Below are 26,087 nucleotides of genomic sequence, written 5' to 3' on the forward strand. Positions count from 1 at the left end.
AATAGATGTACTACGCTGTCTCAGGGTGGGTCAGATTTAGATGAAATCGGTGGGTTAAGACTCGGTGGAAATCAACACAGTCGTCACCGCGTGCTCCGGTTAATGCGGAGAGAAGGTTTGCGCGCCGAGGTTGGCTACGGCAGCAAGCCTCGCTATCGTGGCGGTCCGGTTGGCGTGGTGGCCAATATCCTGAATCGGGAGTTCGCCCCCGACGCGCCGAACAGGGTCTGGGTCACCGACATCACGTACATCCGAACCTACGAAGGCTGGCTGTATCTGGCGGCGGTCATGGATCTGTACTCGCGTCAGATCGTCGGCTGGGCCACGCGATCAACGATGACCAGCGATCTGGTATTGCAGGCTTTGCTGGCCGCAGTCTGGAAGCGCAAACCGGGACCCGGCGTTATGGTGCATTCGGATCAGGGCAGTCAGTTCACCGGCGATGACTGGCAGTCATTCCTAAGGGCTCACCATATGGTGCCGAGCATGAGTCGTCGCGGTAATTGCCACGATAACGCCGTTGCCGAAAGCTTCTTCAGCGCGTTGAAGAAGGAGCGAATCAAGCGGCGCATCTACCCGAACAGGGCTACCGCTGCCACGGACGTATTCGATTACATTGAGATGTTCTACAACCCGATTCGCCGGCATGGTTCCGCCGGCGACTTGTCACCTGTCGAGTTTGAGCGGCGCTACGCGCTAAACGGCTCGTGAGCGTCTATGAAACTCTGGCCGGTCCAGCTTCTCCCCGAGCTGTTCGCGCGAGAGGGTTTCATCATTGGCAAGTGCTTTGACGGCAAGCGCGAACTCGCGGAGTTGATCCGCGGCCTTCATCCGCATCGCATCCACTTCGCGTGACGTGTCGTTGACAACCTTCAGTACCCATCGCCGGAGCATCTCGAGTACCTGATCAGTCGCAATACAGAGGGAATATCGCATGAAGCAGGCGGCTTCGATTCGTCGGCTTTGGGGTTCGATTCGCTTACTGATCGATGGCGGGCGGCTTGCACAACGGCGGGCGTAGTGGCGCACCATGGCATCGTTGCATTCAACCGGCCAACGCGTTGCCACCTCGTGCATCGTGAGCAAGTTGACTTTGTCGAGGATCTCGCTCATCTGATGGGTCGAGTTGCGCAGCGGGACGGCCCACAGCCATCGCTGGAGACTTGAATGTTCTCCATGGGGCTGAGCCAGAACTCGCGCCCAACTCTCGAGTTTTTCCATACCAACAGCCTGCTCGAGCGCGCCGTGCAATTGCCCCTCAATGTCGCGTACAGCCTGGACGACAAACTGCCTGAGCATGCGCTCCGGTGGTATCACGATGCGATGGTCGTAGAACCAACGTTTGAGATCGTTCGTCAACTGGCCGCGTTCCGGGCGACCGGAGAGTTGTTCTTTGAGCCAACGGATGACATACCGACGTTGATGTTCCGCGACGGCGCGAAAATTGATGGCGTCCCGAGCAAAGCGCTGGTGGTCGGATAAGGTCTTGAGGTTGCCATCGTAAAGTGAACGTAACGTGCCTAGGTCTGGCGGCTTTACATTCAGCTGTCGGCCAAGATGTCGCCAGAGAACTGTGGGGATCTGCTTGTACGAGCCGAGCGGCCGGCCGGTCATGCGCAGAAAGCCGATGTGCAACGCCACCGCGAGCCGAAAGAGATCGGTGCGTCTCGAATCAATGGCAACACGCTCGCGCTTGGAGAACGTGAAGAATGTCGCGAGCTCGAATTCGCTCAGCTCGCGCGGCACCTGTCGGATCCCGAGATAAGCCAATCGCCAGTGATCCATCGGCGGCTCCGCATCGATGATGAGAGCGGCCCAGCGTAGCGAGGCAAAAATGGCGGTGCTACGGGGAAAGTCAGGATGGCGGCTGGAGCTGTCGAACGCCTAAGAATGGTGTCGGAACAACAACGACTCGGGGCAACAAAACGTGTGAGCTGCAGTCGTTGTGCCGACGCCGTATGCGTCGACCAAGACAGGGATTGCAGGAGGTATTTTCTTTCGACCCTAAAAAGTCGCTAGTTTAGCTTATGTCAAATATCAAATTGCAACTAGCAGCGCGGCAGATTCCGGTGGCCATTATGACGCCCCTCTGCCAATTAACAGAGTCGGCGTCGTCTCTCGCTAATTTGGCGTCTTGAGTCAATGGCGGGGGTAACCTTGATTTCCGTGGAGTTCTCCGGTTAGAGCGCTCTAGACTGCATGCGGGTTTGCGACCCGCCCCCACTAAATATTGGTTTAAAATCAAATGGTTGTTGTCTGGGTGCCATGCCGGCGGGTTCGAGGCATACCGTCAAACCAACCGTTAATAGGAAATGAAAGCGCGCGAGTCTCCCGCAAGGTGATGCACCGTCATCGCGGCGCATGTCGGGTCAGTTGCCGACGCGAACCAGGCGAACTTCGTAGCAGCAGTCGCGTGGCGCGTCGGCGGCACCGTCTCGGTGACGAACCAGGTGCAATTCGAAGATCAGCCTTTGCGATATGAGCGCGGCCACTACCTTCTTGCCATGACACGTTCACGCAGGTTCAGCAATCGATGCTATATCAGGATCGACGGCCGATCTGGAATGAGTGTCGGACTGACCTTCGCCGCGACCATCCCCGCGTTGTAACGTGGTAAAGCGATTTCTGCCTCCTGCCCATGGTGGAGTATTCACAACAGACTCGTCATCAAATTGTAGGTGTACCCCGTTCTGGCAATGTCCGGGCGATCTGTGCAAGGCGTCGCAGGGGAGTTAATACGAGCTAGCGATTACGCCGCTGTCTTGAGCGAAGGCACGGGCGCGGCGCCCGCCGCGTCATGCCCGGCAATCGCAAGCGCGAGCACGGGATTCAGGCTGTCCACCATCGCGCTGGGAATCAGGATCGTCGCGCCGCGTTCCTTCGTCGTTTCGTAGATGATGTTCATCGCCCGCAACTGAAGCGCACCCGGATGATTTTCGTAGACCTGCGACGCTTCGACGAACTTGGCGGCGATTTCGGCCTCCGCCGAGCCGAGGATCACCCGTGCCTGCTTTTCGCGCTCGGCTTGCGCCTGCCGCGACATCGAATCCTGCAGCGCGACCGGGATCGCGACATCGCGGGTCTCGACCGAGCGGACAGTCACGCCCCATTCCACGGTCTTTCTGCCAATCTCGTCGCGCAAGTGCATGTCGGCCGCCTTGCGATCCGACAACAATGCAGCCAGCATCGATGCCCCGATCATTTCCCGCAGGGAGGTTTGCGCAACGCGGTCAATGGCTTGCCGGTAGTCGGTGATGGCGAGCGCGGCTTTCTGCGCGTCATGGACGTGCCAGAAAATCACGGCGTCGACGTTGACAGGAACGGTGTCTTTGGTCAGCGCTTGTTCGGCGTTGAAGGCGGTGGTTTGAATACGTTCGTCGATGATCGCGACAACGTTGTCCAGGATTGGAATGATCATGAAGAAGCCGGCGCCCTTGACGCTTTGCAACTTGCCAATCCGAAGGATCACGAACTTTTCCCAGACGTTGGCGACCCGCACGGACAACGCGATCAGGACCGCGACGATAAAAAGGGAGACCGCGAGATACAGGTAGCCCCACGCGCCGGCGGCGAATGCCGCGAGGACGAAGGCAGCCGATAAAACGAGTGTGATGGGATTCATGGTGAGGCTCCGTTTGGGTGACAACGGCCTGCCGGATGAGCGATGAAGCACGCCGCATCCGGATCGTCTTGGGCATTCTGGCAACGGGGACAGAGGCCCTTGATGTGAGTGTGCGCGCCATTGCAGTGCCGATCGGTACGGTGCCGTACCTCGATCGTGCGCGTTGTGCCTGACGGACCGGATAGCGAGGCATCGGGCGATCCGGGGTGTGAACGGCGGGCAGGTCACCACGAAACGTGCCCCGCAGACTGTTCTTCAGCGTACCGACTCGTCGGGCCGCCGCGACGCATGATGACGTTCGTCGTCATTTTCTGTCGGGAGCGGTTCATGAAATATCCGGTTTATATCACGCATCACGGGAATCCCCGCTATCGCGGCGCGCTTCCGGATTTTCCGGAAATCGATGTGGAGGGCGACTCGTATGGCGAGTTGCAGGCGGCCGCGGCGCGACAGGTCATGGCCTGCTATGACCGCTCCGCGCGTCTCGTGCCGCCGCCGACCACGGACATGGCGATATTGCAGGCGTCGGATGTCGACCGGGGTAACGGAATCTGGCGGTTCTTCGATATCGACCTGACCGGCGTGACCTCGAGTTCCGTGCGGATCGCGCTGTGCCTGCCGAAGCGCATCGTGCGCGACATCGACATGACGGCGAGCGCGCTGCGCATGACTCGCGACGCGTTCGTGTCGATGGCGTGCGCGAACGCCGCCGACCGATCCGCGCAGCATCGCGACGTGCGTTTCGAACCCGTCGCGAAATCGCTGTCGGAAGCGGGTTGATGGTGCGACGCACCGGGTATGACGCCGGACGGGTGGTGCGGTCATTGGGGAGAAGGTGCGTTGAAGATTCACGTTGTGCGTGTTTCGCGACGCCGGACATCGCCATGGAGCAATTCACGGCCGATTCGCGAGGAGTTCTTCGGCGATGAACGGCTGGCGCAGCATGCGGGAAGTCTGGCGCGTGCGCAGAAGGTAGTTCCCGGGGCGGCCTCTGGCCCGTCTCTGGCGACGCGGCTGAAGGACAACGCGGATCATCTGCTGAAGGCGTACCGGAACACCGTGGCCGCAGACGCGCGCGGCGAAGAAATCACGCCGGCAGCGGAGTGGCTGCTCGACAACTACTATCTCGTCGCGGAGCAGGTGCGGCAGATCCGTGACGATCTTTCCCCGCGCTATTATCGGCAACTGCCCAAGCTCGGCAACGGGCCGTTTGCCGGTTATCCGCGCGTGTTCGAGATCAACTGGTCATTCGTCGCCCACACGGACAGCCGTTTCGATCCCGATATGCTATGCCGGTTCATGCTTGCCTATCAGGCCGTGGAACCGCTGACGATCGGCGAACTGTGGGCGGTGGCGATCACGTTGCGGATCGTGCTGATCGAAAACCTGCGGCGACTCGCAGATCAGATCATCGACGACCGGCGCGCGCGGCTCGCCGCCGGCGAAGTGGCGGTGCGACTCGTGGACGACGGCCGGCGCCACCGCGTGGTCGTGACGCTGGGGGCGGCGCAAGCGGTGCTTCTGTGAGGCGACAGGTCGGCATCCGCGCCGGTACGTTAGCGGACGGACTGCGCGCGATGTACCGTCCATCATGAACCGACGTCCCGCATTTCATCGGGATGTCAGCGCATGGGCTTCCGTGCGTCGTGCCGGATCGGACGGCGCGGCGGCAACCCGAGGGGATGATCATGAGAAAGCTACATTCCGTGGCAGTCGAGATGGCGATAGTCACGTTGACGATTGTCGTGCTGGCGGGTTGCGGCGGTATGTCTCGCCGCGGAACGGATACCGTGATCGGGGCGGGCGTCGGTGGCGTCGCCGGCGCGGTCCTGACGGGCGGCAGTGCGTTGGGCACGGTGGGCGGCGCGGCCGTCGGCGGCGTTGTCGGCAACCAGGTCGGGAAATAGGCCGGCCGAACGGTAGGGAATCGGCACGCGCACTCGCCGTCACGGCGAAGCGCGTGGATACGGGCGTGACCCGGAGTGCGACCGGTATGTCGGCATTTCTCCTGAACGGCGGGCTGAGGCTGTCCTGGTGGCAGCTTGCGTGGGTCGTGTTCGCGCTCACGCACGTCACCATCATCAGCGTGACCGTGTACCTGCACCGCTGTCAGGCGCATCGGGCGCTGGATCTGCGCCCGTGCGTCAGCCACTTCTTCCGGTTCTGGCTGTGGTTGACGACCGGCATGCTGACCATGCAGTGGGTCGCGGTGCATCGCAAGCATCACGCGAGGAGCGAGACCCCGGAGGATCCGCATAGCCCGCGAACCCGTGGCCTCGCGACCGTGCTGCTTCGCGGCGCGGAACTGTACCGGGAGGAAGTGCGGAACGAGGAAACGCTGCGCCGGTATGGATCGGGTACGCCCGACGACTGGCTCGAGCGCCACGTCTATGCCCGCTATCCGAATCTCGGCGTCGGGCTGCTCGCCGTGATCGACGTCGGGTTGTTCGGGCTCCCCGGCGTGGCGGCGTGGGCGATCCAGATGATGTGGATTCCGTTCTGGGCCGGCGGCGTGATCAACGGTTGCGGCCACTTCGGCGGTTATCGGAATTTTGCGACGCCCGATGCGAGCACCAACCTCTTCCCGTTTGGCATCCTGATCGGCGGGGAAGAACTGCATAACAATCACCACGCATACGTGACGTCCGCCAGGCTGTCGAACCGATGGTTCGAGTTCGACATCGGCTGGCTGTACATCCGCCTGCTGGCGGCGTTGAGACTGGCGACCGTTCGGCGCGTCACAACGAAGCCGCGCCTGCTCCCGAACAAGGCAGTGGTCGACGACGCAACGCTGCAAGCGGTCATCCGCAACCGGCATGCGGTGATGGCCGCTTATGCGCGCATGCTCGAACCCGCCTGCCGGCGGGAGTTGCGCCGCATCAAGGACATGAGCTGCGACGACAAGCGCGCGTTCGCGCTCGCCATGAAACGCTGGCTGCGCCAGGCCTGGGGCCATCGGGGCAAGCCCGATCTGCGGGCGCTGACGAGCCCCAATGCCAACCGGCGAATGCGCGTGTACGTCGATATGTACGAGGCGTTGCTCGAGCTATGGACGTGGTCACACGCGTCGCACGAGCAATTGCTGGTTCAGTTGCAGGATTGGTGCCGTTGCGCGGAGCAGAGCGGCATCAAGGCGATTGCCGATTTCTCGATGCGTCTGCGCCGGTATGCGTGATCCCGGCACGCCGGTGACCCGCCATGCGGGACCGGTCTGCCACAGGGTGCGGCGCAAGCGCCGCTCATCTCGCCCGATTGTCTGGACGCGAATAACGCCACTTGCTCGCATTGGAATTGATGCCGGCATCCTGGCGGATGCGCTTTTCGGCGCGTTCGACGTCGGCACGGGCCAGATTATCCCGCTGCTTTTGCCGGGTCGCGTCATCGCGCCGATCGATTGAGGTGCCTGAGTGATATTTCATGAATCGCTCCTGAGTGAGGTGTGCTCGCGTCGGGTCGGATGCGGCGGACGGATCAGATCGCCGCAGGGGCAATCTTGCCGTCCACGATGTCCTTGCCGAATTGCATTGCCAGGTCGAGTGCGAGCGCCGCCGTTTGCGGAGCGCCATGCTCGAAAATGGTCGAGTAACGCGGTGCCGTTGCGGAGGTCGCCGGAATCGTGTCGATGCGCACGATTGAAGCAAAACGCTTCGGGCCGGGAGCGTGGGGATCGCCGAACGGCGGGAAAAGCATTTGTGAATAGACGCGGAGTTCATGTCCGCGATATTCGAGAGTGGGGATGGTCATGATTTGCTCCTGACAGAGCAACGATTGGCGCCGAAGGATTCAAGGGCGCCGATGCCTTGACAACAAACCGGCAGGTATCTTCAGTGTGCGCGTTCGTCAATGGTTTCGCAATAACAATATCGGATGCCGAAGCATATTTTCGATACGGGTCAATCACCGGGTTGCGGTGCGGTTGCGGAAGAATCTGCTTTCAAATAGTCGATACCGTACAGACCGACGCGCGTCTTCCGGTTCACGATGAACTCAACACCGAGGAGGCCGCCATGTGCATCCCACTTTCACTCGAGGTCGTCGAGACTCTCAAATCGCTTGATCGAATTCCGGATTCCCAGGCTGATATTCCACGCGCCATAGCCGATGAACTATTGGCTCACGGGCTTGCATACGAGTCGCGCACCGGCGGTTCGATCAACATGACGGCGGCAGGCCGTCTGTGGCTGAATCGGTGTGCGGACTAGCGCGCATGCGTCGACCAGGCGAGACCGGATTTTGTCCTGTACAGCGATTCATGGACCCATGAGGCAATGATGAAAACCCAATCTACACGATGGTTTGCGCTGGACCAATACGCGCCCGTTCGCGACGGATGGTATGAAGTGCGACTGGTGAGCGGCGACACGGCGTTTGCGAAGTTTGGCGATGGCGAATGGACGGAAAAGCCGATGCTCACCTTTACGCGCTGGCGAGGCTTGCGCTCCGATCCGGACAAGTCGGGCGACGCAGTGGATGCGACCGCAGATGCGTCCGCGGCGAAAGGTGTCCGGGACGCGTGGAACGCGTTCTTTCCCGGCGTGGGAAACGAGCAGCACAAGCCGCTTGCCGCTGCGCATGGCGACCACCACCCCCGACGCATTGCGGCATCGTGACGGTCAGTCGGGAAGCGGGTATCGCCGGATGTTGCCTGCACGCGCGGTCAACATCCAGTGAATCCGCATCACGTAGCCCGATCGCGCGGCGCTACGGAACCGTTCGCGCGAACCCCCTACGGCCGCTTCCTGAATTGCTCTTTCGCGTCACCGAATGACGCTTGTGTCTTTCCGACGACCTGCTCGACCGTGCCCTGCATTCTGGTCGATCGATTTCCCATGATCCTGCCGACCATTTCCTTCAGTCTGCCTTTCGCTTCGGCGATGCGGCCTCTCACCTGATCCCTGTTCATCACACTGCTCCTTGACATGGGGCGCCCGCTTGATCTGTACGAAACCTGGAACCATCGAAGCGTCGTATCGGGGGCTTTACGCGGAACAAGCGGTGCGCCCAAAGACACACTGAGCGCAATCGCGATGGAAGTCGGTACGATGCCGTACGCGGATCGCCGCCGGTGCGCCAGCGTATGCATGCGGGCGGCGGTTGGATCGATCGCCGCGAAGCCAGGTTGAGAAGATTGTCTGTTTTTGCATGCTTGGTACGCTTTCGTACCGCATTCGCATTCGCCTGTGTGTAGCGTCAGGGGTATCCACGAACAACCTGTGGTGAATCATGCAGCGACGAACATTTCTATGGGGCACGCCGGGATCGATCCTGGCTATCGGCCTCGGGGTCTCGGGATGCACGACGACCGGTACATTCGACGCCAGTGGTCACAAGACCGACAAACGCCACACCATCGATGCAGGCGTCGACTCGACCCTTGCACGCCTTTACACGACCGCCAAAGGCTCGCGTGAACTCGTCGGCAAGGCGCGCGGCGTGCTGGTATTCCCGTCGGTCATCGCGGCCGGCATCTTCGTCGGCGGCCAGTACGGCGAAGGCTCGCTTCGCGTTGCCGGCAGCACGGTCGGTTACTACAGCACTACGACCGGCTCGATCGGCCTGCAGATCGGTGCGCAATCGAAAGCCATCATTTTCCTGTTCATGACCGACGATGCGCTTGGTCGCTTCCGTAACAGCGAAGGCCGGTCGGTGGGCGGCGACGCGTCGGTGGCAGTACTGAAAGTCGGCGCGAACGGCAATGTCGACACCAGCACCGCGACCGCGCCGATCGAAGCATTCGTACTGACGAACAACGGATTGATGGCCGGCGTGACGCTGGAAGGCACGAAGATCACCCGGCTCAAGTCGCTGTAACGAGCGGCGGACGCGGGGCGGCTTGGTCTCCATTGGTTGTTTTCATTCTTGCGGAGAGCGTATGCACATTCTCACGAGCGCGGGCCCACTGGTTTCGCTGATCGCCGGCATTCTGATTCTGGTGGTGCCCCGTCTGTTGAATTACATCGTGGCGATCTACCTCATCGTCATCGGGTTGCTCGGGCTGTTCGGAGGACATCTCCACTGAACCAACCCTCTCTCGAAAAAGCAGGTGACGAACCTCGCGGGCGGCGCCCGCGATCTCCGACTGTCGACGTGCCCCTGAGCGTTCGCGACGGGCCCGGATTGCCTACGTGGCAGTTGCCGGCAATCCGGACCGGGGGTTCTTCCGGTAACGTGCGGCGCTCCAGGCTCTCGGGCCATGCGTGGAATCTGACGGTATTGCCCCGGACATAGGCGCGGGCCGACCGCGCCATCTTCACGCTCCGGAGCGCAACGAGGGCACCCTGCCGCTCGTTGACGGGCGTTGGCCGGCGCATCGCACGACCCTGAGCGCGTGGTGGCTGAAGCGGGCTGAATGCGCTATCGAGTCGATCGGTATGCCGTTCCCGGACGCGGGCTCGCGTCGGAACGCTTTTGCTCCGCGGTGCGCGGTTGCTCGCGCGCGTTCGGGTTCGTCAGCCTCGGTTTTTCGGGGGCAATGGGCATTCCGTCATCGGTCGCGGTATCTTGCGCATATTTCCGATGCTGTTGCGGCGTGCCGCGGGCTTTCCGAGTCAGGTCGTTCATGAGCTTCTCCGGTGAATGCCGCTTCGCATGGATCCGGCCGCTCGAACCGGAGCACGGCGAGTACATCGGCAATGTGTCGGCGCGTTGTGGCGCCGAGCGCGTATCGGCATCGGCAGCGCATGCGCGCGTGCCGACCCAGAATGGACGAGCGAACAGCGGAAGTCGGTACGATGCCGTGCAGTGGCGGCTGGCGTCGCTTCGGACCGGCACGCCGATGATTTGTGCCGATGTCCGCGATAATCCGCCCGCGTCCGGTACGTTGCCGGACAGACTCCATGCGTGCGTCCGCCTACATTGATAGCGAAAGAGTCGATGCACGTCCCGAACCGGGTGCATCGAGCACGCGTCCTGCATGAAGGAGCAGGGCGACTGACTCCCCGGCTCCTCCGGCATTCGAGATACGGCACCGCCCATTTCGACGCGACAGGCGGCGAACGGCGCGGGCGCGCGTCGACGTGGAAGCGCACGGGAGCGTATCGACGGACACATCGGTTCGATTGCATGCGATGGCCATCGGTGCGAACGCACTGCGCCATGACCCGCCGGATGATTGATTGAGGAGAGACGACATGTCACTGGGACTTCTTCTACTGATCGTTGTCGTGCTGCTGATGGTCGGGGTGATCCCGACCTGGCGCTACAGCAACGGCTGGGGGTATGGTCCAAGCGGATTGCTGGGCTTGGTATTGGTCGTGTTACTCATCCTGATGCTGCTGGGCAGGCTGTGACGCGGGACATCATCGACGCTGCAGGTTCACGGGAAGACTGCCGCCCGACACCGCGAGTGTCGGGTGTGGCATCCCGCCGAACCGTTCGACCCGCGTACGCATCGCGCCACCGCGCCCGCGCTGGATCTCACGCATAGCGACGCATGAGCGGCGCGGCTGAAATGCCGTGCAGCACGATCGACATGGCGATGATGGCCAGTACCCATGGAACCAGAGGCAACAGTTGCGCACGCGGCCCTTGCTCGAGGGCCAGCATCAGGTAATACAGGGAACCCACGCCGCGAATGCCGAACCAGCTGATCAGCCGGCGCTGGTGGAGCGACGCCCGGGACCCGATCAGCGCGAGCCGGGTGGCCGCCGGCCGGATGACGAACAGCAGGGTCGCGACCACGGCCGCGCCCGCCCAGGTGAGCATGTCAACCCAATAGCGGGAGACGAGCGCGCCGATCAGCAGGATCAGCACGGCTTCGGCGATGTGTTCGAGCTCGATCGTGAATCCCATGACCAATTCCGCTACGAAGGCATGGGCTTTGTCGGGATCGGTGGCGGTGGCCTCGACATCCTCGCTGTCCACGATGCCGACTGTCTCCTTCGACGTCTTCCGGCCGCTCGTTCGATGCTCGACACGCCGCATCGCGACGCCCGCGGCGAACACGGCCAGGAACCCGTAGCCATGAATCGCGAGCGTCACGCCGTACGACAGCATGATCAGGCCCAGCGCGAAGAACCCTTCGAGGCCGAGCGCCTGTCCGTGGCGGCTGCGCAGGAATGCGACGAGCCGGGCGGTGGCGAAGCCGAGCAGCCAGCCGGCGCCCACGCCGGAGGTGATACCCCATGCAATGCCGCCGAGCATGCTCCAGTGAAGCTCCGACATCGTGCCAGACCCGCACGCAAGCAGGCCGATCACCGCGCAAGGGTAGGCGGTGCCGTCATTGATCCCGCCTTCGCCGGACAACGAAAAACGCACCAGTTCGACGTCACCCGCGTCGCGCACGCCGACGTCATGAGCGAGCACGGGATCCGTCGGCGCGATCATCGCGCCCAGCAGTACCGCGACGCCGAGACTCAAATGCAGCACCAGCATGCCGAGCGCGGCGATCGACGCGACGGTGAAGATCATCGCGACGACGCCAAGCCGCAGCGGCAGCATCCAGCGGCGATCGGCGGGCGGGACACGCAGCCTCAGGCCGATCGCGAACAGCGAGATCAGCAAGCCGATTTCGGCCGCGATGCGCAAGTGCGTGACGTCGTCCGGCAATGTCAGCGACAGGAAGCCGAGGCCGGCCGGTCCGATCAGAAAGCCGATCCCGAGATACACCATGGCCGCGCTCAGCGGCAGACGCTTGAGCGACGACCCGATGAGTCCCATGAAAATCAGCAGGGCTCCGAAGATGAGGCATCCGATGGTTTCGGTCAATTTGAATGTCCTGCGTGGGTAACGTCGCGCTCGCCGCGCGTCGAGCGTCGAACGCAGGTCGCCATGCGGTGTCGTTCAGGCGGCACGCGCGGGACGGCACACACCGGACTGGGCGTCGATGCCTTGCATTCGTCGCACAATATCGCTCCGGTCGTACCACGTTCGCAGCGAGTCGATTCGGCGTCTGTCCGATGGCGGACAAAGAACCGGGCGCAACCGTCGCAACCATCGCGATCGAAATGACGCGTGGCTGCTGCTGACGCGGCCGGGACGACGCGCCCGAACCGGCATGCACGCGATGTACGGTAGCGGGCAGAGCGGTGCAGTGCTTCGTCATAGACTGTACGCCGATCCTCATGACAATCGGAGCGTGGCCATGGCGCATACCGCAATCGAGGGAGATTTGCGTTCACTCGAACGACTCATTGCACGCGTCACGCTCGGTGAGCCTGCGCCATGGGCCCTCTGGCGAATGCGGCTGGAATCGATTCTGGAATTCGGTGACCTGACGCCCGCGGAACGCAAGCATTTCGTCAGCATCATCGCCCTGATCCTCATGCTCGAGCGTCGAGCGGGCAAGCCGAACGCGCATTGAGCAGACGAGAATGTGGATGTGACCCATACAGGCGGCAAGTTGAATCCCACGCCATTCGACCCGCCGGGCGCGCCGGCCGCGATGCCCGTCAGTCCGCTGGCGGGCCAACTCGCGCCATACGCGCTGTGGATCGACGTCCCCCGCCTCGTGACCGCGTACTACACCGATATGCCCGACCCGTCCATCCCGGCGCAACGTGTGACGTTCGGCACGTCTGGACACCGGGGCTCGGCGTTGACCCGCAGCTTCAACGAGTGGCATGTCCTTGCGATCGCGCAGGCGGTCTGCCGGTATCGACGTTCGCACGGCATCGATGGTCCGTTGTTTCTCGGCATCGATACGCACGCACTTTCCGAACCGGCGCAGGCGAGCGTGCTTGAGGTGCTGGCTGCCAATGGCGTCGAGGTCATGCTGGCGTCGCCGGGCGAATACACGCCTACGCCGGCCGTGTCGCGCGCGATCCTGAAGTACAACCGCGGACGCAGTGCCGGATTTGCCGACGGCATCGTGGTGACGCCGTCGCACAATCCCCCGGACAACGGCGGCATCAAGTACAACCCGGCTACCGGCGGCCCGGCCGAAGAGACTGTCACCCGATGGATCGAAACAGCGGCGAACGATCTGCTCGAAGCGGGGCTCGCGGGCGTGCGCCGCGTCTCGTTGTCGAAGGCATCGGATGCCGCCACGACGCACCGGTACGACTTCCTCGCGACGTATGTCGATGACCTGGCTAGCGTCATCGACATGGACATCCTGCGCGGCGCGCCGATCCGACTCGGCGTCGATCCGCTCGGCGGAGCCGGGGTGCACTACTGGCGCGCGATTGCCGAGCGTTACCACCTGAATCTCGCGATCGTCAGCGAGGAAGTCGACCCGACTTTTCGCTTCATGAGCGTCGACTGGGACGGACGGATCCGCATGGATCCGTCGTCGCCGTATGCGATGCAGACCCTGATCGCGCGGAAAGACCGGTTCGACGTCGCGTTCGCGTGCGATACCGACCACGACCGGCACGGGATCGTCACGCGCGGCGACGGCCTGCTGCCGCCCAATCACTATCTCGCGGTGCTCGTCGATTACCTGTTTGCGCATCGGTCGAGGTGGCCCGCGCGCGCGGCGGTCGGCAAGTCGGTCGTCTGCAGCGGGATGATCGATCGTGTCGCCCGCGCATGCGATCGCGAAGTCTACGAAGTGCCCGTCGGCTTCAAGTGGTTCGTCGGCGGAATACTCGACGGCACGCTGGGCTTTGCCGGCGAGGAGAGTGCGGGGGCCACGTGCCTACAACTCGACGGGCAACCCTGGACGACCGACAAGGACGGCATCGTTCCCGCATTGCTGTCCGCCGAAATGACGACCCGAATCGGCCGCGATCCGGCGGAGCTTTACCGAGGTCTGGCGCACCAATTCGGCGCGCCCGCCGAACGGAGGGTACAGGCCGCAGCCACACGTGAGCAGCGCGCATTGCTGGCGCGGCTGACGCCGCACCAGTTCACGCACACCGAACTGGCGGGAGAAGCGATCGTCCAGATACTCGATCGGGCGCCAGGCAATCGGGCCACGATCGGCGGCATCAAGGTGATGACGAAACACGGCTGGTTCGTTGCGCGGCCGTCGGGTACCGAAGATCTCTACCGGATCTATGCGGAAAGCTTCAACGGAGAGGATCACGTGGCGCGCATCGTGTCCGATGCGCAGTCGATGGTCGACGCGGTGATCGAAGCCGGCACGTGCGATGCGGGTGGCGGCTCGAACGCCTGATACGCGCACGGCCCGCCCAATGATCACGCCAGCAGTTTCAGCGCGCGATCGCAGACGTTCTCGACCGTGAAGCCGAAATCGCGCATCAGCTCGTCGCCCGGCGCCGACGCGCCGAAGCTCGCAATGCTGAGCACGTCGCCACGATCACCGACATAGCGGTGCCAGCCCTGCGATACCCCCGCTTCGATCGCTAGCCGCGCGCCGACCGACTTCGGCAGCACGGCGTCCTGATACGACTTGGGCTGCGCGTCGAATAATCTCCAGCAAGGTAGCGACACAACCCGAACCGCGACGCCGCGCGCGAGCAGTGCGGCGTGCGCTGCCAGCGCGAGCGCGACTTCCGAGCCTGTCGCGATCAGGATCAGCGTGGGGTGGCCGTCGGGGGCGTCGGCCAGCACGTAGCCGCCGCGCCGCAAGCCCTCGGCCGGCGCGAACCGAAGGCGATCGATCGTCGGGACGTCCTGGCGGGTCAGGACCAGCGCGGTCGGCTGCTCCCGTGCTTCGAGCGCCACCCGCCATGCGACGGCCGTCTCGTTGGCATCGGCCGGTCGAATCACCAGCAGGCCCGGGATCGCGCGCAGGCTGGCAAGCTGTTCCATCGGCTGGTGCGTCGCACCGTCCTCGCCGACGGCGAGGCTGTCGTGCGTGAACACATAGATCACCTGCAGGCGCATCAATGCGGCGAGCCGGATCGGCGGACGCATGTAGTCGGAAAAGATCAGGAAAGTCGCGCCGAACGGCAGGATGCCGCCGTGGGTTGCCAGGCCGTTCAGGATCGCGCCCATCGCGTGCTCTCGCACGCCGAAATGCAGATTGCGGCCGCTGCGGCTCCAGCCGCCGCCATCGGAGCCTTGCCGGTCGAGCGCGTTCACGCCGGTGGCCTCGAAATCGCCGAACCCGGTCAGCCCGGTAAAAGTGGAAGGATTCAGATCGGCGGAGCCGCCGACGAGCGAAGGGACGCGGGAGGCAAGGGCATTCAGCACCTTTCCGGATGCAACCCGCGTCGCAATGCCTTTCGGATCGGCCGGAAAGACCGGGATATCGCGATCCCACCTGTCGGGCAGCGTGCCGCGCATCGTGTTCAGCAGCGCCTCGGACAGCTCGGGAAACGCGCGCGCATAGGCTGCGAACATTGCGTTCCAGTGCTCTTCCCGGGCTCGCCCCTCCGTCAGTGCACGACGAAAATGCGCGAGCGCTGGTGCAGGGATATGAAACGCGGGGTCGGGCGGCCAGCCGACGTTGTGCTTGGTCAGGCGCACCTCGGCGTCGCCGAGCGGCGATCCGTGAGCCTGGTAGGTATCTTGCCGGTTGGGCGAGCCGTAGCCGAGATGCGTGCGCACGAGGATCAACGACGGACGCAGTTGCTCGGCACGCGCGTTGACCAACGCCGCGTCGATGGCGGCCAGATCGTTGCCGTCGTCGACCGTTTCGGTATGCCAGCCGTAGGCGTCGAACCGTCGCGCGCGATCTTCGGTGAAGGTGATCGCGGTACCGGCGGACAGCGTGACCCGATTGTCGTCGTACAGGCAGATCAGCTTGCCGAGCCGGAGATGGCCGGCCAGCGATGCGGCTTCCGCTGCGACGCCTTCCATCAGGTCGCCGTCGCTGACGAGCGCGTAGGTGTGGTGATCGACGATCTCGAAGCCGGGGCGGTTGTAGCATGCAGCAAGCTGTGTCTCCGCAATCGCCATACCGACGGCGTTGGCGAAGCCCTGGCCGAGCGGGCCGGTTGTCGTTTCGACGCCGGGCGTCAGGCCGCGCTCCGGATGGCCGGGCGTGAGGCTGCCCGATTGCCGGAAGCGACCGATCTGGTCGAGTGGCAGGTCGTAGCCGGTCAGGTGAAGCAGACTGTACAACAGCATCGAGCCATGTCCGGCCGACAGGACGAAGCGATCCCGATCAAGCCACGCCGGATTGGCGGGATGATGCTTGAGATGGCGCATCCATAATGCATAGGCCATCGGTGCTGCGCCCAGCGGCAAGCCCGGATGACCGCTCGCCGCTTTCTGCACGGCATCGATCGACAGGAAGCGCAGCGTATTGATGCAAAGCGTATCGAGTGCCGCATCTTCGGTTGGCGGGAAAACGGCTGAGGTCATGCAGTTGCTCCCTGGCGTCCGGTCACGGGATATCCCGTACGGCATGGTGGTTGCGTTGGCTACCCGTTGCGCGGGTCTGCGTTACCGGTCTGCGTCATCGGTCTCCGTGCCAATAGCCGTGCTTGCCGTAGAAGTCGTGCAACTCGATTTCGTAGCTGCGATGAACGAGCTGCGAATCGTCGTATAGAGGGCTCCGGCGGATTGCATCGCGCGTGAGCGTGGTCGATACCGTTTCCGTTGACCAGTCCACCTGGTCGAGCCAGTGGGTCGCGACCAGCACTTCCTTGCCGGTCGACCACCAGCTCGACGTGTCGATCGCCAGGTAGCGGATCACCCACGCTTCGTCGTCGTAAATGAAGTCCGACACGTGGCCGATATGTCCGTCCGTGGCTTCGAGCCGATATCTGTCGACCTCGCCGGTGCTGTGCAAATGCGTATCCGCCGGTGCGCTGGGCGGCGCGGTGCCCGAGAAAAGCGGATCGCCCGCTTCAGGGTCCTGCGACGGCCCGGCGGGATCGAAAGCCGGGTACGCGCCCATTCCCCAAAGGTTCGGCCCGCCCCAGTAAGTCGGGTAGTTGTAGTAACGCAGGATCTCGATTTCGTGCTGGCGGGATACCGGCTTGTGCGTGTCCACGTTCGGGCTGTCTCTCACCTGCTGTTGCGTCAGGCTGACGTATAGCGTGCGGGTTTCAGGGTCGGCATGCGTGACGGAATACGGCGAAACCAGCACCTGCCTGTCGTGCAGCCAGTCGCCCGTCTCGACGACGAGGTAACGGATGCACCAGTTGTCATCGTCGAAGTAGGCCTGGTGGATGTGCCCGATATCGCCGTCCTTCGCTCGAACCGTGTCTCCGTGCAACCTTCGAATGCTTCGCAACATGATGTCCTCGCCAGAGCGATGCCCGGCACGTCGGTGATCCGGCTGAACTGCCTGCCACACCGTGGCATCCAGTCGTTCATCCGTCGGTGCGGAGCGATTCCTGCCGATCGCGTCTCCTCGGATGGCCGGCATGGTTGAAACGCTACACGCGACGAACGGCCGATGCGGTACGAAACCGTACAAAGCGTGCACCGGTTCGAGCACGGGGGGCTATCCGGCGGCGAGCCGTCCTTCCCAGCACGTCGCGGAACATCCTCTCGGTCTTCGTCGTCGGGATCGCGAAGCAGTGAGGATCGCCACGTCGACGGGCTGCCGGGCGACCGAGGCTGCCGGATTCGGTTCGTGTCTCAACGCAGCCGCAGCGGTATGAACAGCGAGATGCCCGGTGCCGGTGCCGGCGCGTAAACCATCGGAGGCGCGCCATACGCATACTCCTCGTCGCCGTTATAACCGTCGTGGCCGCCGTTCCGGTAATGGTCGTAGTGGCGACCACCCTGATGTCTCATGCGCGCGTGATTGCTCTGGTCCCAACCGTGATTCATTCTCTCCGCATGCAACTGCGGTGCGGCGAAAAGGCAGCCGATCGCGACGATCAGGCCGACGAGTCGCATGCCCGATCTCGGCGCCATTATGTTTCGACGTGCATGTCCGATAGAAACGTCCATCATGTTCTCCTGTGTACGGTCGATCAGCGATCCGCTGGTCCGTGACTGACATGGATAGCCGGTATCAGCGGAAGGTCCGGAACTATTGTTTCTTGATCAGGTGACGACCATTGCCACGGAAAATCGCATCCGCGCTCCGCTTTTGCGTATCGGACATGCTGTCATATAGCGGTTGAAATGCCGTGGTCAGCTTTTTGACGCCATCGGCGTGCGCGTTGGCAACATCGCCATAGGAATGGAGGTCGTCCATCGCGCTCATGGTGCTAGCGTGATCGCTACGGATCTTCCTGAGCGATTCCATCGCGTTCGCGTTATCGCGCATGACCTGCGCGACTGGCTGCCACAGGGATTCCTGGCCAGGTGTGATGCCAAGTCGCTGGTGCAGGCTGTTGATGCGCCCGTCGACCGACTTTTGGGTCGCGACGGTCATGACGTGGGGCTGTGATTGATCCGGTGCGGGGCCGGCGGCAATCGAGAGCGGGGAGAAGACGGCTGCGCCGAGGGCGACTGTCGCCGCCACGGCGAACGCGCCGGCAATCTGTCGGGGGAGGGCGAGACGAGCGAGTGTCATGGCGGATCCTGGTAAAAAATCGGGAAGGAGTCGACGTACCGCGACGCATCCGGTCGGCGGCGGATTCGGTCCGGTAGCCCAGCTCTACGCGGGATGCGGGGGCTCAGTCTGTCCGATGCCGAACGGTTTGCCGGTCCACCTGGCGAGTGGAACCGGAATGGCCTTGCGCTTGCGCGGACCGGCATGCGCGCTTGTCGGCGCAGTCCGGATGAGTCGAGATCATGGCCGATCTGGCAGCGACGCAAGCCGCGCGCGTGCCCGGTGGAGTTTTCAAATCGGGCCTGTGCTGGCGTCGTGACCGGCTGCATTCCACGCTGGCGTGTTGCCGGCACGCAGCCCGTCGAATCCGGGCCGGCCTCGTCCGGCTCTCAGCGCCATGGAGGCGGTTATGCGCAGCAGGTATCGAGAGCAGCATACGAATGGCGCCAAGAGCGAATGCAACGTCGACGAGGCCGTCTGGGGGACGTTCCCCGCCAGCGATCCGCCGGCGATCGGCGGTGTCACCGCGATGATTGCCACCCCGGCCCATCGAAAGCATCACCGGAAGTCGTCGCAGATCAAGCACCGTTAACGCAGGTTGCGCGGCGCTGATCGGCGCTTTGCGTGACAAGGACCCATCGAGTTGTCACCCGTATTCAGCGATATCGATGAACGCAGTGGTATCTGTCGGAGCGACGGCAAGCTGATATTTCCGGTGTGTCCAGGTGCGGAACCGTACCGACTTCCGATGCCGGTGCGCGCAGCGTTCTCTCGTGCGTTGAGTGTCAATGTCGAGACTGTATACACCATGAATATTCCCGGATCTTGTCCAAGGAGGACATCATGAGAATGCTCAACACCCCGAATCGATCTGGGGATGATAGCAACGGGGGCAAGCTTGTCGAAGGCGATACCGGCGATGAATCCGGTCATATGGTGACGACTGCGGATGCGCTGAAGGGCAGCAGGATCATCGCGTCGGACGGCGAGGATATCGGGAATGTTTTCGACATCGTGCTCGACTTGCACCAAGGCAAAATTGCCTACGCGGTTGTTTGCAGCGGAGGAACGGGCGAGATGCTTTGCGCCATTCCGTGGAGTGCGATGGAATACGATACCGACGACAAATGTTTCCATCTGGACGTGACCGCCGCCCACGTCAAGGGCACCCCGGGCTTCGACGACGAGCATTGGCCGGTGATGACGCAATCACAGTGGGGATTGTCGCTTCACCAGTACTACAACCGGACGCCGTACTGGGTGGTCGGATGAGACGAGGTAGGGCAGGACTTCCATCGCACCGGCAGTCGCATGGTCACGGAATCGAGCATTTGGAGTCGTTCGCGCCGCGCTGCGGTGCAGAGGCGGCTAGAGTCGCTTCAGATCGGGCAGCAGGCGATCGAATTCGCGCTTGACCACGCCGTAGCACTCGCACACGCGCTCTTCGAGCCCGGGCCGGTCCAGCACCTCGATATGGCCGTAGTTGTAGCGGATGAGGCCCGCGTCCTGCAGCTTCAATGCCGCTTCCGTCACGCCCGACCGGCGCACGCCCAGCATGTTGGCGATCAGTTCCTGCGTCATGCGCAGCTGATTCGAAGGCAGGCGGTCGAGGCTGAGCAGCAGCCAGCGGCACAGTTGCTGATCGATCGAGTGATGCCGGTTGCATACCGCGGTCTGAGCCATCTGCGTGATGAGCGCCTGGGTATAGCGCAACAACAGGCGTTGCATCGCGTTGCCGCGCCGGAATTCTTCTTTCAGGATGCTCGCGTCGAGCCGGTAAGCTTGCCCCGCGCTTTGCACGACGGCGCGACTCGGGGTCGTTTCGCCGCCCATGAACAACGACACGCCGATCATGCCTTCATGCCCGACGATCGCGATTTCAGCGGACGAGCCGTCCTCCATCACATACAGCAACGAAACGATCGACGTGGTCGGAAAAAAGACGTGATGAAGCTGGCCACCCGACTCGTACAGCACTTTTCCCAACGGCATCTCGACGAGCGTCAGGTGTTCAGCGAAGTGGGCGCGCTCGTTTTCCGGCAGCGCGGCAAGCAGGTGATTTTCGGTAAGGGGCGGGTTGTCCTGCATGTGTGGCTCCTGCGCTTGCGTCCGGCTGACGAACGAGCATCCGGCCGATGTGGGCGCTGCGGGAATCGGCGGAAGGCGGCAATGTGTCCCTTTTATCGATGAACGCGGGGTGGCCGTTCGAATACGAGCCTACCTTCGAAAATTATAGTGCCGACACATGTCTCATCAAGGTGCGCGCAATCGCGCGCGCTCGATACGGAACCGATATTTCACGGAGCGTTTGACGGGAAATCGCGGTCGCCAGGCCTACTCCGCGTCGACCGCGGAACGGTGTGCCGCGATGACTCGCGCGCGTCCGGTACGTTGCCAGACAAGCTCCGCGCACGAGCACGCCTATGTGCGTATCAGGCGTGTTGAACTCTGATCTGCCGCCGCGCCATCGGATCGACGTGTTGGCCGGTTGGTTCACCCAGCAGGACTTGAGCGTGAGCGCTACAGCGCCGTCAGCTTCGTGATCTTCGTTCCCTCGAGCGTCACACCGGCCATCAACCCGCTGTTCGTCAGGACGAACGCTTCGATCGGCGCGGTCGCGGTGCTGGTGTCGACATTGCCGTTCGCGCCGACTTTCAGTACCGCCACCGATGCGTCGCCGCCCACCGACCAGCCTTCGCTGTTACGGAAGCGATCAAGCGCATCCGCGGTCATGAACAGGAAAATGATGGCTTTCGATTGCGCGCCGATCTGCAGCCCGATCGAGCCGGTCGTGGTGCTGTAGTACCCGACCGTGCTGCCGGCAACGCGCAGCGATCCTTCACCGTACTGGCCGCCGAGGACGAAGCCGGCCGCAATGACGGACGGGAATACCAGCACGCCGCGTGCCTTGCCGACGAGTTCACGCGACCCTTTGGCGGTCGTGTAAAGGCGTGCAAGGGTCGAGTCGACGCCTGCATCGATGGTGCGGCGTTTGTCGGCCTGGTGGCCGCTGGCGTCGGATGTGCCGGTCGTCGTGCAACCCGAAACCGCAAGGGAAATGGCAAGGATGGATCCCGGCGTACCCAATATGAATGTTCGTCTCAGCATCGTCGTCTCCTGGTTGTTGATGGCGTTTCTGACGCTACGCTAGGGCGGCTGCGGACGCGGTACGACAGCGTACAAAGACGCAAAATCCGCCCTGGCCCGCGTCTCGTTCAGCTTTGCAGCACGCGAGCCGTGTGGGCGGAATGTCGACTGTCGGCGCGCGTCACGTCCGGCATGTCGATTTTGGCAAGCCGACAACAAGGTTGGCCCGTGTCGGTCAATGTCGTGCAACCGGTCCGGCAACGTATGTCAAACCGCGTTGCGGAGAATCGCGATGGCGACAACGTGCTTCCACCGGTCCGCCACCGCAAGCGTCCTTCATCGTACAGACACGCAACCTCGTCTACAGGAGGATGTCTCCCGCGACCATGCATTCGTGCGCGATCTCTTCACGAACATCGACGTGGTTCACATCTGTGGAGAATGATTCCGTCATTCGTCTCCGGTCGATCAAACGAAGCGCCACACTCGAATGCGACTGGTAAGGAGAGCAACATGCGTTCATCTATCTATGTCGGTCTTGCCGCCATTGCAACCATGCTTGCCGGATGCCTCTGGGTACCCGGCGACGGCTATCGTGGTGATCGAGGCGGGGGGTATGGCGGCTCGTACGGTGGTGGTCACGAAAGCGGGTGGAATCAACGCGGCCCTTCCCGTGACCACATGAATCACTCGGGGCGTGCCGATGACCAGGGGGCGCATGGGTCCGGGCAACGGGAAGGATGGTAGGTCGGCTGCGGTCATCACGTGAACCCGGCCGGTCAGGTTCCTTGAGGCCCGTTTCATCATGTCCGATGTTACGGCTTCGCAATGGACAGCCGTTCCGGCACAGTTCAATCGGCGGCACGCCGCACGCGTTCGCGGTGGCGCCCTGGTCAATCACTGCGGGTGCCAAACCAAGACTGGTGCGCGGCATGAATAGCAGATTCGCTCATGCAATCAACAGGTGGCGCGCCGCTCGGGACGTTTATGGAATACGACAAGGATCCGTCCGCAACACTCAGCAGCGATGTCGATAGCCAGGCCGACTCGTGGCTGACGAAGCTCGGACCTGGACTGATCACCGGTGCGGCGGACGACGATCCGAGCGGCATCGCCACCTATTCGCAGGCGGGTGCGCAATTCGGCTTCGACATGCTTTGGACCGTCCTGCTGACCTATCCGCTGATGGTTGCCATTCAGGTCGTGAGCGCGAGGATCGGCCGGGTGAGCGGCCATGGTCTCGCGACGAATCTGCGACGTCATTACCCGCGGTGGCTGCTGTATGGCACCGTCATCCTCCTGCTGGTGGCGAACACGATCAATATCGCGGCCGACCTGACGGCCATGGGCGCAGCCGTCAACCTGCTGGTCGGCGGCCCCACGCGGGCTTACACGGTCGTGTTAGGCGTGTTTTCGCTGGTGTTGCAGATGTTCGTGCCGTACCGCAGGTATGTCCGTATCCTCAAGTGGCTCACCCTGGCGCTGTTCGCCTACGTCGGCGTGATCTTTGCGGTCCAGATCCCATGGGCGACCGTGGCGCTGCGCACGGTACTTCCGCACGGCTCGTGGAGCACCGGCTACATCACGACGGTAGTCGCCGTGTTCGGCACCACCATCAGCCCGTATCTGTTCTTCTGGCAGGCATCACAGGAGGTCGAGGAACTGCAGGCGAAGGAGGGACAGCAGGCGCTGACGAAAATGCCGTCGCAAGGGCCGGAAAACCTGAGCCGCATCCGCCTCGATACGTCGATCGGAATGGCATTTTCCAATCTCGTTGCGTTTTTCATCATTCTCACGACTGCGGTCACGCTGCATGCGCACCATATCACCGATATCCAGACGTCGGCGCAGGCCGCCTCCTCATTGAAACCGATCGCAGGGCAGTTTGCGTTCCTGCTCTTCAGTCTCGGCATCATCGGCACGGGGCTGCTCGCGCTGCCGGTGCTGGCCGGGTCGGCGGCCTACGCGATGGCCGGCACGTTCAAGTGGAAAAACAGCCTCGCGCTCGAGCCGCAACTGGCGAAACGGTTCTACGCGATCATCGTGCTCGCGACCGTCGTGGGCCTCGCGCTCGATTTCACGTCGATCGACCCGATCAAGGCGCTGTTCTGGAGCGCGGTCATCAACGGCGTCACGTCGGTACCAATCATGGTGCTGATGATGCTGATGGCGTCGAACCCAAAGGTCATGGGCGCCTTCGTCACGCCCGTGCTGCTGCGGTGGGTGGGATGGCTTTCAACCGGTGTGATGGGCGCCGCCGTGATCGCGATGTTCGTTTTCATCTGAGCATCGGCTCCGATCGTTCATTCTCGCGGCCCGGTACGGCGCCGTACCGACTTCGTATCCCGGCACCGCGCATCGTTGCAACTCGCTCTCCCTTTACGATGCACCGGGCGCTCAGCGTGAGCGGCAGGTGCGCAACGGGTAGGGCGGCCAGAGGCGACACCTGTCCGGCACGTAACCGTTCATATCGCGTGACCGGTGTGTGCCGTCCATCACGGCGAGCCGGCGATCCGCTCCGGCGTCCCGCGAAATGAAACCAGGAGGGAATCATGACGATATTAGACCCGACCCATCGGCCATCGACCAGCGATACGGGTGCGGCGATTGTCGGCAGCGGGGCCGGCGACGGGCCCGGCCCCAACGTGATGGAAGCCGATACGCTCAAGGGAAACAAGCTCTTCACGTCCGACCGGCTGGAGATCGGGAAGATTTCAGACATCATGCTGGACGTACGTAGCGGCCGGGTTGCCTATGCCGTGCTGTCAAGCGGGGGCTTTCTCGGCATCGGCGGCAAACTTTACGCCATTCCGTGGAGTGCGCTGACCCTGGACACGGACGAAAAATGCTTCCGGCTCGACGTTACCGCGGACCACGTGAAAAATGCGCCCGCGTTCGACAAGGACCATTGGCCGTCGATGGCGGATGAGCAGTGGGGTTCGTCGCTTCACAAGTTCTACAATCGGCAGCCGTACTGGTCAGCGACCCCAGACGCCACCACGAATCGTCCGCCCACACATTAAAACGCCCTCGCCAGCCGGTAAAAATATGGATATCTGATGATTTTTATCGAATACCGATTCACCGGTCGGACGGTGTCATCACCTGACGGCAACAGATAGCAGCAGCATCCACAGATCAGTTACGTATTGGAGCTCTACCATGAACAAGGATCAAGTCAAGGGAACTGCGGAGAAGGTCAAAGGCAAGGTGAATGAGGTCATTGGCCGTGCCACGCACAACACGAAACAGGAAGTCAAAGGCGATCTCCAGCAAGCAGCCGGCCAGGCGCGCAAGAATCTTGGCGACGCCAAGGAAGCTGTCAAAAAAGCCTGATTGGACACATAGGCTTCACGAGGGGGGCTATTCCCCTCTCGCACGGTGCTTCCGCATCGTGCCAACCTCACTGCGGCTACTACCGTACAGACATCCGCTATTGGATACGAGAACGTCGAGTTGCGTCCTTCGCGCATCGGGTTCCCGGCCCCCGTCGCGAGGCGCGCCTTCGAACCGATAACCGGCTCAATCGCGCAAGTCTTTGCTGCGGAAAAACGTCGGGTATCGCTGGAAGCTTCGCCCGCGTGGCTCCGTGGCCCACAAGCCGCGCAGCAGATCAGGTCGGCGTCTAACTTGAGGGGAGTTGCCATGTACAACATTGTCTGGCTCGTTGGAGCCGTGGTCATCGTTCTGTTCGTCCTCGGCTATTTGGGATTGAGATAGGGCATCTCGTTTACGTGCTTGTCACGCGATGGCTGGTCAACGACCGCGATCATAACGATCCAGGTCGCGACAGCCATCGTTTATCGCAGGAAGCAAAATGAAGACGCTCAAGATCATCGGCTATGCGGGACTCGTGGCCGTCGCGATCATGCTGCTCGTCGCAATGTGCGCGATCCTGGAGGACGGCATGATTTCTCACGATGCGCAGCGACCGGGACTGACCGGCAACACGCTTTCCATCCCCGAATCGCCGAATCACTTCGGTTAAGTCGCCCGCTACCGGCTGACCGTTCCCGACTTGTCTTGAGTGACCCCGGCATGCGGAGGGTGCAGGCGCATACGCCATTGTCGATGTCCGCATGGATCGAAAATCGGCATGCCGTTTTCAATCGACGCTTGAGACCA

At 62.5% G+C, this 26,087-nt stretch carries 28 protein-coding genes and 2 pseudogenes; 16 read left to right on the forward strand and 14 right to left on the reverse strand.

Features of this window, described 5'->3' with window-relative positions:
* Positions 1-711 (forward strand): IS3 family transposase (locus BDI24065_RS22520; RefSeq protein ID WP_438820027.1); only part of this gene is annotated, 711 nt, incomplete at its 5' end.
* Between the two features lie 24 nt (positions 712-735).
* Here BDI24065_RS22520 and BDI24065_RS22525 read toward each other — a convergent pair.
* Both BDI24065_RS22525 and BDI24065_RS22530 read right to left on the reverse strand, forming a co-directional pair.
* A pseudogene (locus BDI24065_RS22525) lies at positions 736-1,785 on the reverse strand (DUF4158 domain-containing protein); the annotation flags it as partial.
* Positions 1,786-2,749: 964 nt separating this feature from the next.
* Positions 2,750-3,622: a slipin family protein gene (locus tag BDI24065_RS22530; RefSeq protein WP_098553541.1), complete on the reverse strand. Its 873-nt coding sequence runs from the start codon at positions 3,620-3,622 to the stop codon at positions 2,750-2,752.
* Positions 3,623-3,949: 327 nt separating this feature from the next.
* On the opposite strand from BDI24065_RS22530, the gene BDI24065_RS22535 reads away from it, so the two are divergent.
* The 4 genes and pseudogenes from BDI24065_RS22535 to BDI24065_RS22550 all read left to right on the forward strand — a co-directional run bounded on the left by BDI24065_RS22535 (position 3,950) and on the right by BDI24065_RS22550 (position 6,797).
* Positions 3,950-4,402: a type II toxin-antitoxin system HicB family antitoxin gene (locus tag BDI24065_RS22535; RefSeq protein ID WP_175033131.1), complete on the forward strand. Its 453-nt coding sequence runs from the start codon at positions 3,950-3,952 to the stop codon at positions 4,400-4,402.
* 60 nt (positions 4,403-4,462) lie between these two features.
* Positions 4,463-5,095: pseudogene (locus tag BDI24065_RS22540) on the forward strand (hypothetical protein); the annotation flags it as partial.
* 293 nt (positions 5,096-5,388) lie between these two features.
* Entirely contained in the window at positions 5,389-5,529 is a 141-nt protein-coding gene (locus BDI24065_RS41105) for a glycine zipper 2TM domain-containing protein (protein ID WP_226117038.1), read from the forward strand.
* An 86-nt stretch (positions 5,530-5,615) separates the two neighbouring features.
* On the forward strand, positions 5,616-6,797 hold the full coding sequence (locus BDI24065_RS22550; RefSeq protein ID WP_175033132.1) for a DesA family fatty acid desaturase: 1,182 nt from the start codon (positions 5,616-5,618) through the stop codon (positions 6,795-6,797).
* 64 nt (positions 6,798-6,861) lie between these two features.
* Here the strand turns inward: BDI24065_RS22550 and BDI24065_RS22555 are convergent, their stop codons facing one another.
* Both BDI24065_RS22555 and BDI24065_RS22560 read right to left on the reverse strand, forming a co-directional pair.
* Positions 6,862-7,041, reverse strand: coding sequence for a hypothetical protein (locus BDI24065_RS22555; protein ID WP_175033133.1), 180 nt, complete (start codon positions 7,039-7,041; stop codon positions 6,862-6,864).
* 52 nt (positions 7,042-7,093) lie between these two features.
* Positions 7,094-7,366: a hypothetical protein gene (locus tag BDI24065_RS22560; RefSeq protein WP_098553545.1), complete on the reverse strand. Its 273-nt coding sequence runs from the start codon at positions 7,364-7,366 to the stop codon at positions 7,094-7,096.
* Between the two features lie 527 nt (positions 7,367-7,893).
* Between BDI24065_RS22560 and BDI24065_RS22565 the strand changes: the two genes are divergently transcribed.
* Complete coding sequence (locus BDI24065_RS22565) at positions 7,894-8,232, forward strand: hypothetical protein (RefSeq protein WP_175033205.1); 339 nt, start codon at positions 7,894-7,896, stop codon at positions 8,230-8,232.
* Positions 8,233-8,348: 116 nt separating this feature from the next.
* Here BDI24065_RS22565 and BDI24065_RS22570 read toward each other — a convergent pair whose 3' ends face one another.
* The gene (locus BDI24065_RS22570) at positions 8,349-8,525 is read right to left on the reverse strand and encodes a CsbD family protein (protein ID WP_012328536.1); all 177 of its coding nucleotides are present in this window, start codon (positions 8,523-8,525) and stop codon (positions 8,349-8,351) included.
* A gap of 320 nt (positions 8,526-8,845) precedes the next feature.
* Here BDI24065_RS22570 and BDI24065_RS22575 point away from each other — a divergent pair, with 320 nt between their 5' ends.
* Positions 8,846-9,433, forward strand: a complete 588-nt coding sequence (locus tag BDI24065_RS22575; protein ID WP_175033134.1) for a BPSL1445 family SYLF domain-containing lipoprotein — start codon at positions 8,846-8,848, stop codon at positions 9,431-9,433.
* 61 nt (positions 9,434-9,494) lie between these two features.
* Entirely contained in the window at positions 9,495-9,641 is a 147-nt protein-coding gene (locus BDI24065_RS22580; RefSeq protein ID WP_006413561.1) for a DUF3096 domain-containing protein, read from the forward strand.
* On the opposite strand, the gene BDI24065_RS41520 is transcribed toward BDI24065_RS22580, so the two are convergent.
* Entirely contained in the window at positions 9,601-9,933 is a 333-nt protein-coding gene (locus BDI24065_RS41520) for a DUF2252 family protein (RefSeq protein ID WP_175033135.1), read from the reverse strand. The two genes, BDI24065_RS22580 and BDI24065_RS41520, sit on opposite strands and share 41 nt — an antisense overlap.
* Positions 9,934-9,976: 43 nt before the next feature.
* The gene (locus BDI24065_RS22590; protein WP_175033136.1) at positions 9,977-10,183 is read right to left on the reverse strand and encodes a hypothetical protein; all 207 of its coding nucleotides are present in this window, start codon (positions 10,181-10,183) and stop codon (positions 9,977-9,979) included.
* A gap of 569 nt (positions 10,184-10,752) precedes the next feature.
* Between BDI24065_RS22590 and BDI24065_RS22595 the strand changes: the two genes are divergently transcribed.
* Positions 10,753-10,911, forward strand: coding sequence for a DUF3309 family protein (locus BDI24065_RS22595; RefSeq protein ID WP_089448652.1), 159 nt, complete (start codon positions 10,753-10,755; stop codon positions 10,909-10,911).
* 127 nt (positions 10,912-11,038) lie between these two features.
* Here BDI24065_RS22595 and BDI24065_RS22600 read toward each other — a convergent pair whose 3' ends face one another.
* Entirely contained in the window at positions 11,039-12,328 is a 1,290-nt protein-coding gene (locus BDI24065_RS22600; RefSeq protein ID WP_174915134.1) for a cation:proton antiporter, read from the reverse strand.
* Between the two features lie 376 nt (positions 12,329-12,704).
* Between BDI24065_RS22600 and BDI24065_RS22605 the strand changes: the two genes are divergently transcribed.
* Together BDI24065_RS22605 and pgm are read left to right on the forward strand one after the other, a co-directional pair.
* Complete coding sequence (locus BDI24065_RS22605; RefSeq protein ID WP_105801292.1) at positions 12,705-12,923, forward strand: hypothetical protein; 219 nt, start codon at positions 12,705-12,707, stop codon at positions 12,921-12,923.
* Between the two features lie 81 nt (positions 12,924-13,004).
* Positions 13,005-14,681 (forward strand): phosphoglucomutase (alpha-D-glucose-1,6-bisphosphate-dependent), encoded by a 1,677-nt coding sequence (gene pgm / locus BDI24065_RS22610; RefSeq protein ID WP_175033206.1) that lies wholly within the window; start codon positions 13,005-13,007, stop codon positions 14,679-14,681.
* A 23-nt stretch (positions 14,682-14,704) separates the two neighbouring features.
* On the opposite strand, the gene tkt is transcribed toward pgm, so the two are convergent.
* The 4 genes from tkt to BDI24065_RS22630 all read right to left on the reverse strand — a co-directional run bounded on the left by tkt (position 14,705) and on the right by BDI24065_RS22630 (position 18,896).
* Positions 14,705-16,780 carry a transketolase gene (tkt, locus tag BDI24065_RS22615; protein WP_175033137.1) on the reverse strand — a complete coding sequence of 692 codons (2,076 nt, stop codon included), beginning with the start codon at positions 16,778-16,780 and terminating at the stop codon, positions 14,705-14,707.
* Positions 16,781-16,874: 94 nt separating this feature from the next.
* Positions 16,875-17,660 (reverse strand): PRC-barrel domain-containing protein, encoded by a 786-nt coding sequence (locus tag BDI24065_RS22620; protein WP_175033207.1) that lies wholly within the window; start codon positions 17,658-17,660, stop codon positions 16,875-16,877.
* Positions 17,661-18,007: 347 nt separating this feature from the next.
* The gene (locus tag BDI24065_RS22625; protein WP_105801294.1) at positions 18,008-18,325 is read right to left on the reverse strand and encodes a hypothetical protein; all 318 of its coding nucleotides are present in this window, start codon (positions 18,323-18,325) and stop codon (positions 18,008-18,010) included.
* A gap of 82 nt (positions 18,326-18,407) precedes the next feature.
* Positions 18,408-18,896: a Spy/CpxP family protein refolding chaperone gene (locus BDI24065_RS22630; RefSeq protein WP_175033138.1), complete on the reverse strand. Its 489-nt coding sequence runs from the start codon at positions 18,894-18,896 to the stop codon at positions 18,408-18,410.
* 822 nt (positions 18,897-19,718) lie between these two features.
* On the opposite strand from BDI24065_RS22630, the gene BDI24065_RS22635 reads away from it, so the two are divergent.
* The gene (locus tag BDI24065_RS22635; RefSeq protein WP_105801296.1) at positions 19,719-20,147 is read left to right on the forward strand and encodes a PRC-barrel domain-containing protein; all 429 of its coding nucleotides are present in this window, start codon (positions 19,719-19,721) and stop codon (positions 20,145-20,147) included.
* Positions 20,148-20,243: 96 nt separating this feature from the next.
* On the opposite strand, the gene BDI24065_RS22640 is transcribed toward BDI24065_RS22635, so the two are convergent.
* Together BDI24065_RS22640 and BDI24065_RS22645 are read right to left on the reverse strand one after the other, a co-directional pair.
* On the reverse strand, positions 20,244-20,963 hold the full coding sequence (locus tag BDI24065_RS22640; RefSeq protein ID WP_174911959.1) for a Crp/Fnr family transcriptional regulator: 720 nt from the start codon (positions 20,961-20,963) through the stop codon (positions 20,244-20,246).
* A gap of 432 nt (positions 20,964-21,395) precedes the next feature.
* Positions 21,396-21,983, reverse strand: a complete 588-nt coding sequence (locus BDI24065_RS22645; RefSeq protein ID WP_175033139.1) for a BPSL1445 family SYLF domain-containing lipoprotein — start codon at positions 21,981-21,983, stop codon at positions 21,396-21,398.
* 966 nt (positions 21,984-22,949) lie between these two features.
* Here BDI24065_RS22645 and BDI24065_RS22650 point away from each other — a divergent pair.
* The 4 genes from BDI24065_RS22650 to BDI24065_RS22665 all read left to right on the forward strand — a co-directional run bounded on the left by BDI24065_RS22650 (position 22,950) and on the right by BDI24065_RS22665 (position 25,950).
* Positions 22,950-24,248: an NRAMP family divalent metal transporter gene (locus tag BDI24065_RS22650; protein ID WP_175033208.1), complete on the forward strand. Its 1,299-nt coding sequence runs from the start codon at positions 22,950-22,952 to the stop codon at positions 24,246-24,248.
* A 266-nt stretch (positions 24,249-24,514) separates the two neighbouring features.
* The gene (locus BDI24065_RS22655) at positions 24,515-24,985 is read left to right on the forward strand and encodes a PRC-barrel domain-containing protein (RefSeq protein WP_175033140.1); all 471 of its coding nucleotides are present in this window, start codon (positions 24,515-24,517) and stop codon (positions 24,983-24,985) included.
* 139 nt (positions 24,986-25,124) lie between these two features.
* Positions 25,125-25,298: a CsbD family protein gene (locus BDI24065_RS22660; RefSeq protein ID WP_012328521.1), complete on the forward strand. Its 174-nt coding sequence runs from the start codon at positions 25,125-25,127 to the stop codon at positions 25,296-25,298.
* 481 nt (positions 25,299-25,779) lie between these two features.
* Entirely contained in the window at positions 25,780-25,950 is a 171-nt protein-coding gene (locus BDI24065_RS22665; protein ID WP_170296387.1) for a hypothetical protein, read from the forward strand.
* Positions 25,951-26,087: the final 137 nt, after the last annotated feature.

The organism is Burkholderia lata (assembly GCF_902499025.1).
In the GTDB taxonomy this organism is placed as follows: domain Bacteria; phylum Pseudomonadota; class Gammaproteobacteria; order Burkholderiales; family Burkholderiaceae; genus Burkholderia; species Burkholderia lata_C.

What these genes read in the sequence shown, in the direction of transcription:
- BDI24065_RS22530 (WP_098553541.1), bottom strand. Translation starts at nt 3,622, where the DNA reads ATGAATCCCATCACACTCGTTTTATCGGCTGCCTTCGTCCTCGCGGCA.
- BDI24065_RS22535 (WP_175033131.1), top strand. Translation starts at nt 3,950, where the DNA reads ATGAAATATCCGGTTTATATCACGCATCACGGGAATCCCCGCTATCGC.
- BDI24065_RS41105 (WP_226117038.1), top strand. Translation starts at nt 5,389, where the DNA reads ATGTCTCGCCGCGGAACGGATACCGTGATCGGGGCGGGCGTCGGTGGC.
- BDI24065_RS22550 (WP_175033132.1), top strand. Translation starts at nt 5,616, where the DNA reads ATGTCGGCATTTCTCCTGAACGGCGGGCTGAGGCTGTCCTGGTGGCAG.
- BDI24065_RS22555 (WP_175033133.1), bottom strand. Translation starts at nt 7,041, where the DNA reads ATGAAATATCACTCAGGCACCTCAATCGATCGGCGCGATGACGCGACC.
- BDI24065_RS22560 (WP_098553545.1), bottom strand. Translation starts at nt 7,366, where the DNA reads ATGACCATCCCCACTCTCGAATATCGCGGACATGAACTCCGCGTCTAT.
- BDI24065_RS22565 (WP_175033205.1), top strand. Translation starts at nt 7,894, where the DNA reads ATGAAAACCCAATCTACACGATGGTTTGCGCTGGACCAATACGCGCCC.
- BDI24065_RS22570 (WP_012328536.1), bottom strand. Translation starts at nt 8,525, where the DNA reads ATGAACAGGGATCAGGTGAGAGGCCGCATCGCCGAAGCGAAAGGCAGA.
- BDI24065_RS22575 (WP_175033134.1), top strand. Translation starts at nt 8,846, where the DNA reads ATGCAGCGACGAACATTTCTATGGGGCACGCCGGGATCGATCCTGGCT.
- BDI24065_RS22580 (WP_006413561.1), top strand. Translation starts at nt 9,495, where the DNA reads ATGCACATTCTCACGAGCGCGGGCCCACTGGTTTCGCTGATCGCCGGC.
- BDI24065_RS41520 (WP_175033135.1), bottom strand. Translation starts at nt 9,933, where the DNA reads ATGCGCCGGCCAACGCCCGTCAACGAGCGGCAGGGTGCCCTCGTTGCG.
- BDI24065_RS22590 (WP_175033136.1), bottom strand. Translation starts at nt 10,183, where the DNA reads ATGAACGACCTGACTCGGAAAGCCCGCGGCACGCCGCAACAGCATCGG.
- BDI24065_RS22595 (WP_089448652.1), top strand. Translation starts at nt 10,753, where the DNA reads ATGTCACTGGGACTTCTTCTACTGATCGTTGTCGTGCTGCTGATGGTC.
- BDI24065_RS22605 (WP_105801292.1), top strand. Translation starts at nt 12,705, where the DNA reads ATGGCGCATACCGCAATCGAGGGAGATTTGCGTTCACTCGAACGACTC.
- pgm (WP_175033206.1), top strand. Translation starts at nt 13,005, where the DNA reads ATGCCCGTCAGTCCGCTGGCGGGCCAACTCGCGCCATACGCGCTGTGG.
- tkt (WP_175033137.1), bottom strand. Translation starts at nt 16,780, where the DNA reads ATGACCTCAGCCGTTTTCCCGCCAACCGAAGATGCGGCACTCGATACG.
- BDI24065_RS22620 (WP_175033207.1), bottom strand. Translation starts at nt 17,660, where the DNA reads ATGTTGCGAAGCATTCGAAGGTTGCACGGAGACACGGTTCGAGCGAAG.
- BDI24065_RS22625 (WP_105801294.1), bottom strand. Translation starts at nt 18,325, where the DNA reads ATGGACGTTTCTATCGGACATGCACGTCGAAACATAATGGCGCCGAGA.
- BDI24065_RS22630 (WP_175033138.1), bottom strand. Translation starts at nt 18,896, where the DNA reads ATGACACTCGCTCGTCTCGCCCTCCCCCGACAGATTGCCGGCGCGTTC.
- BDI24065_RS22635 (WP_105801296.1), top strand. Translation starts at nt 19,719, where the DNA reads ATGAGAATGCTCAACACCCCGAATCGATCTGGGGATGATAGCAACGGG.
- BDI24065_RS22640 (WP_174911959.1), bottom strand. Translation starts at nt 20,963, where the DNA reads ATGCAGGACAACCCGCCCCTTACCGAAAATCACCTGCTTGCCGCGCTG.
- BDI24065_RS22645 (WP_175033139.1), bottom strand. Translation starts at nt 21,983, where the DNA reads ATGCTGAGACGAACATTCATATTGGGTACGCCGGGATCCATCCTTGCC.
- BDI24065_RS22650 (WP_175033208.1), top strand. Translation starts at nt 22,950, where the DNA reads ATGGAATACGACAAGGATCCGTCCGCAACACTCAGCAGCGATGTCGAT.
- BDI24065_RS22655 (WP_175033140.1), top strand. Translation starts at nt 24,515, where the DNA reads ATGACGATATTAGACCCGACCCATCGGCCATCGACCAGCGATACGGGT.
- BDI24065_RS22660 (WP_012328521.1), top strand. Translation starts at nt 25,125, where the DNA reads ATGAACAAGGATCAAGTCAAGGGAACTGCGGAGAAGGTCAAAGGCAAG.
- BDI24065_RS22665 (WP_170296387.1), top strand. Translation starts at nt 25,780, where the DNA reads ATGAAGACGCTCAAGATCATCGGCTATGCGGGACTCGTGGCCGTCGCG.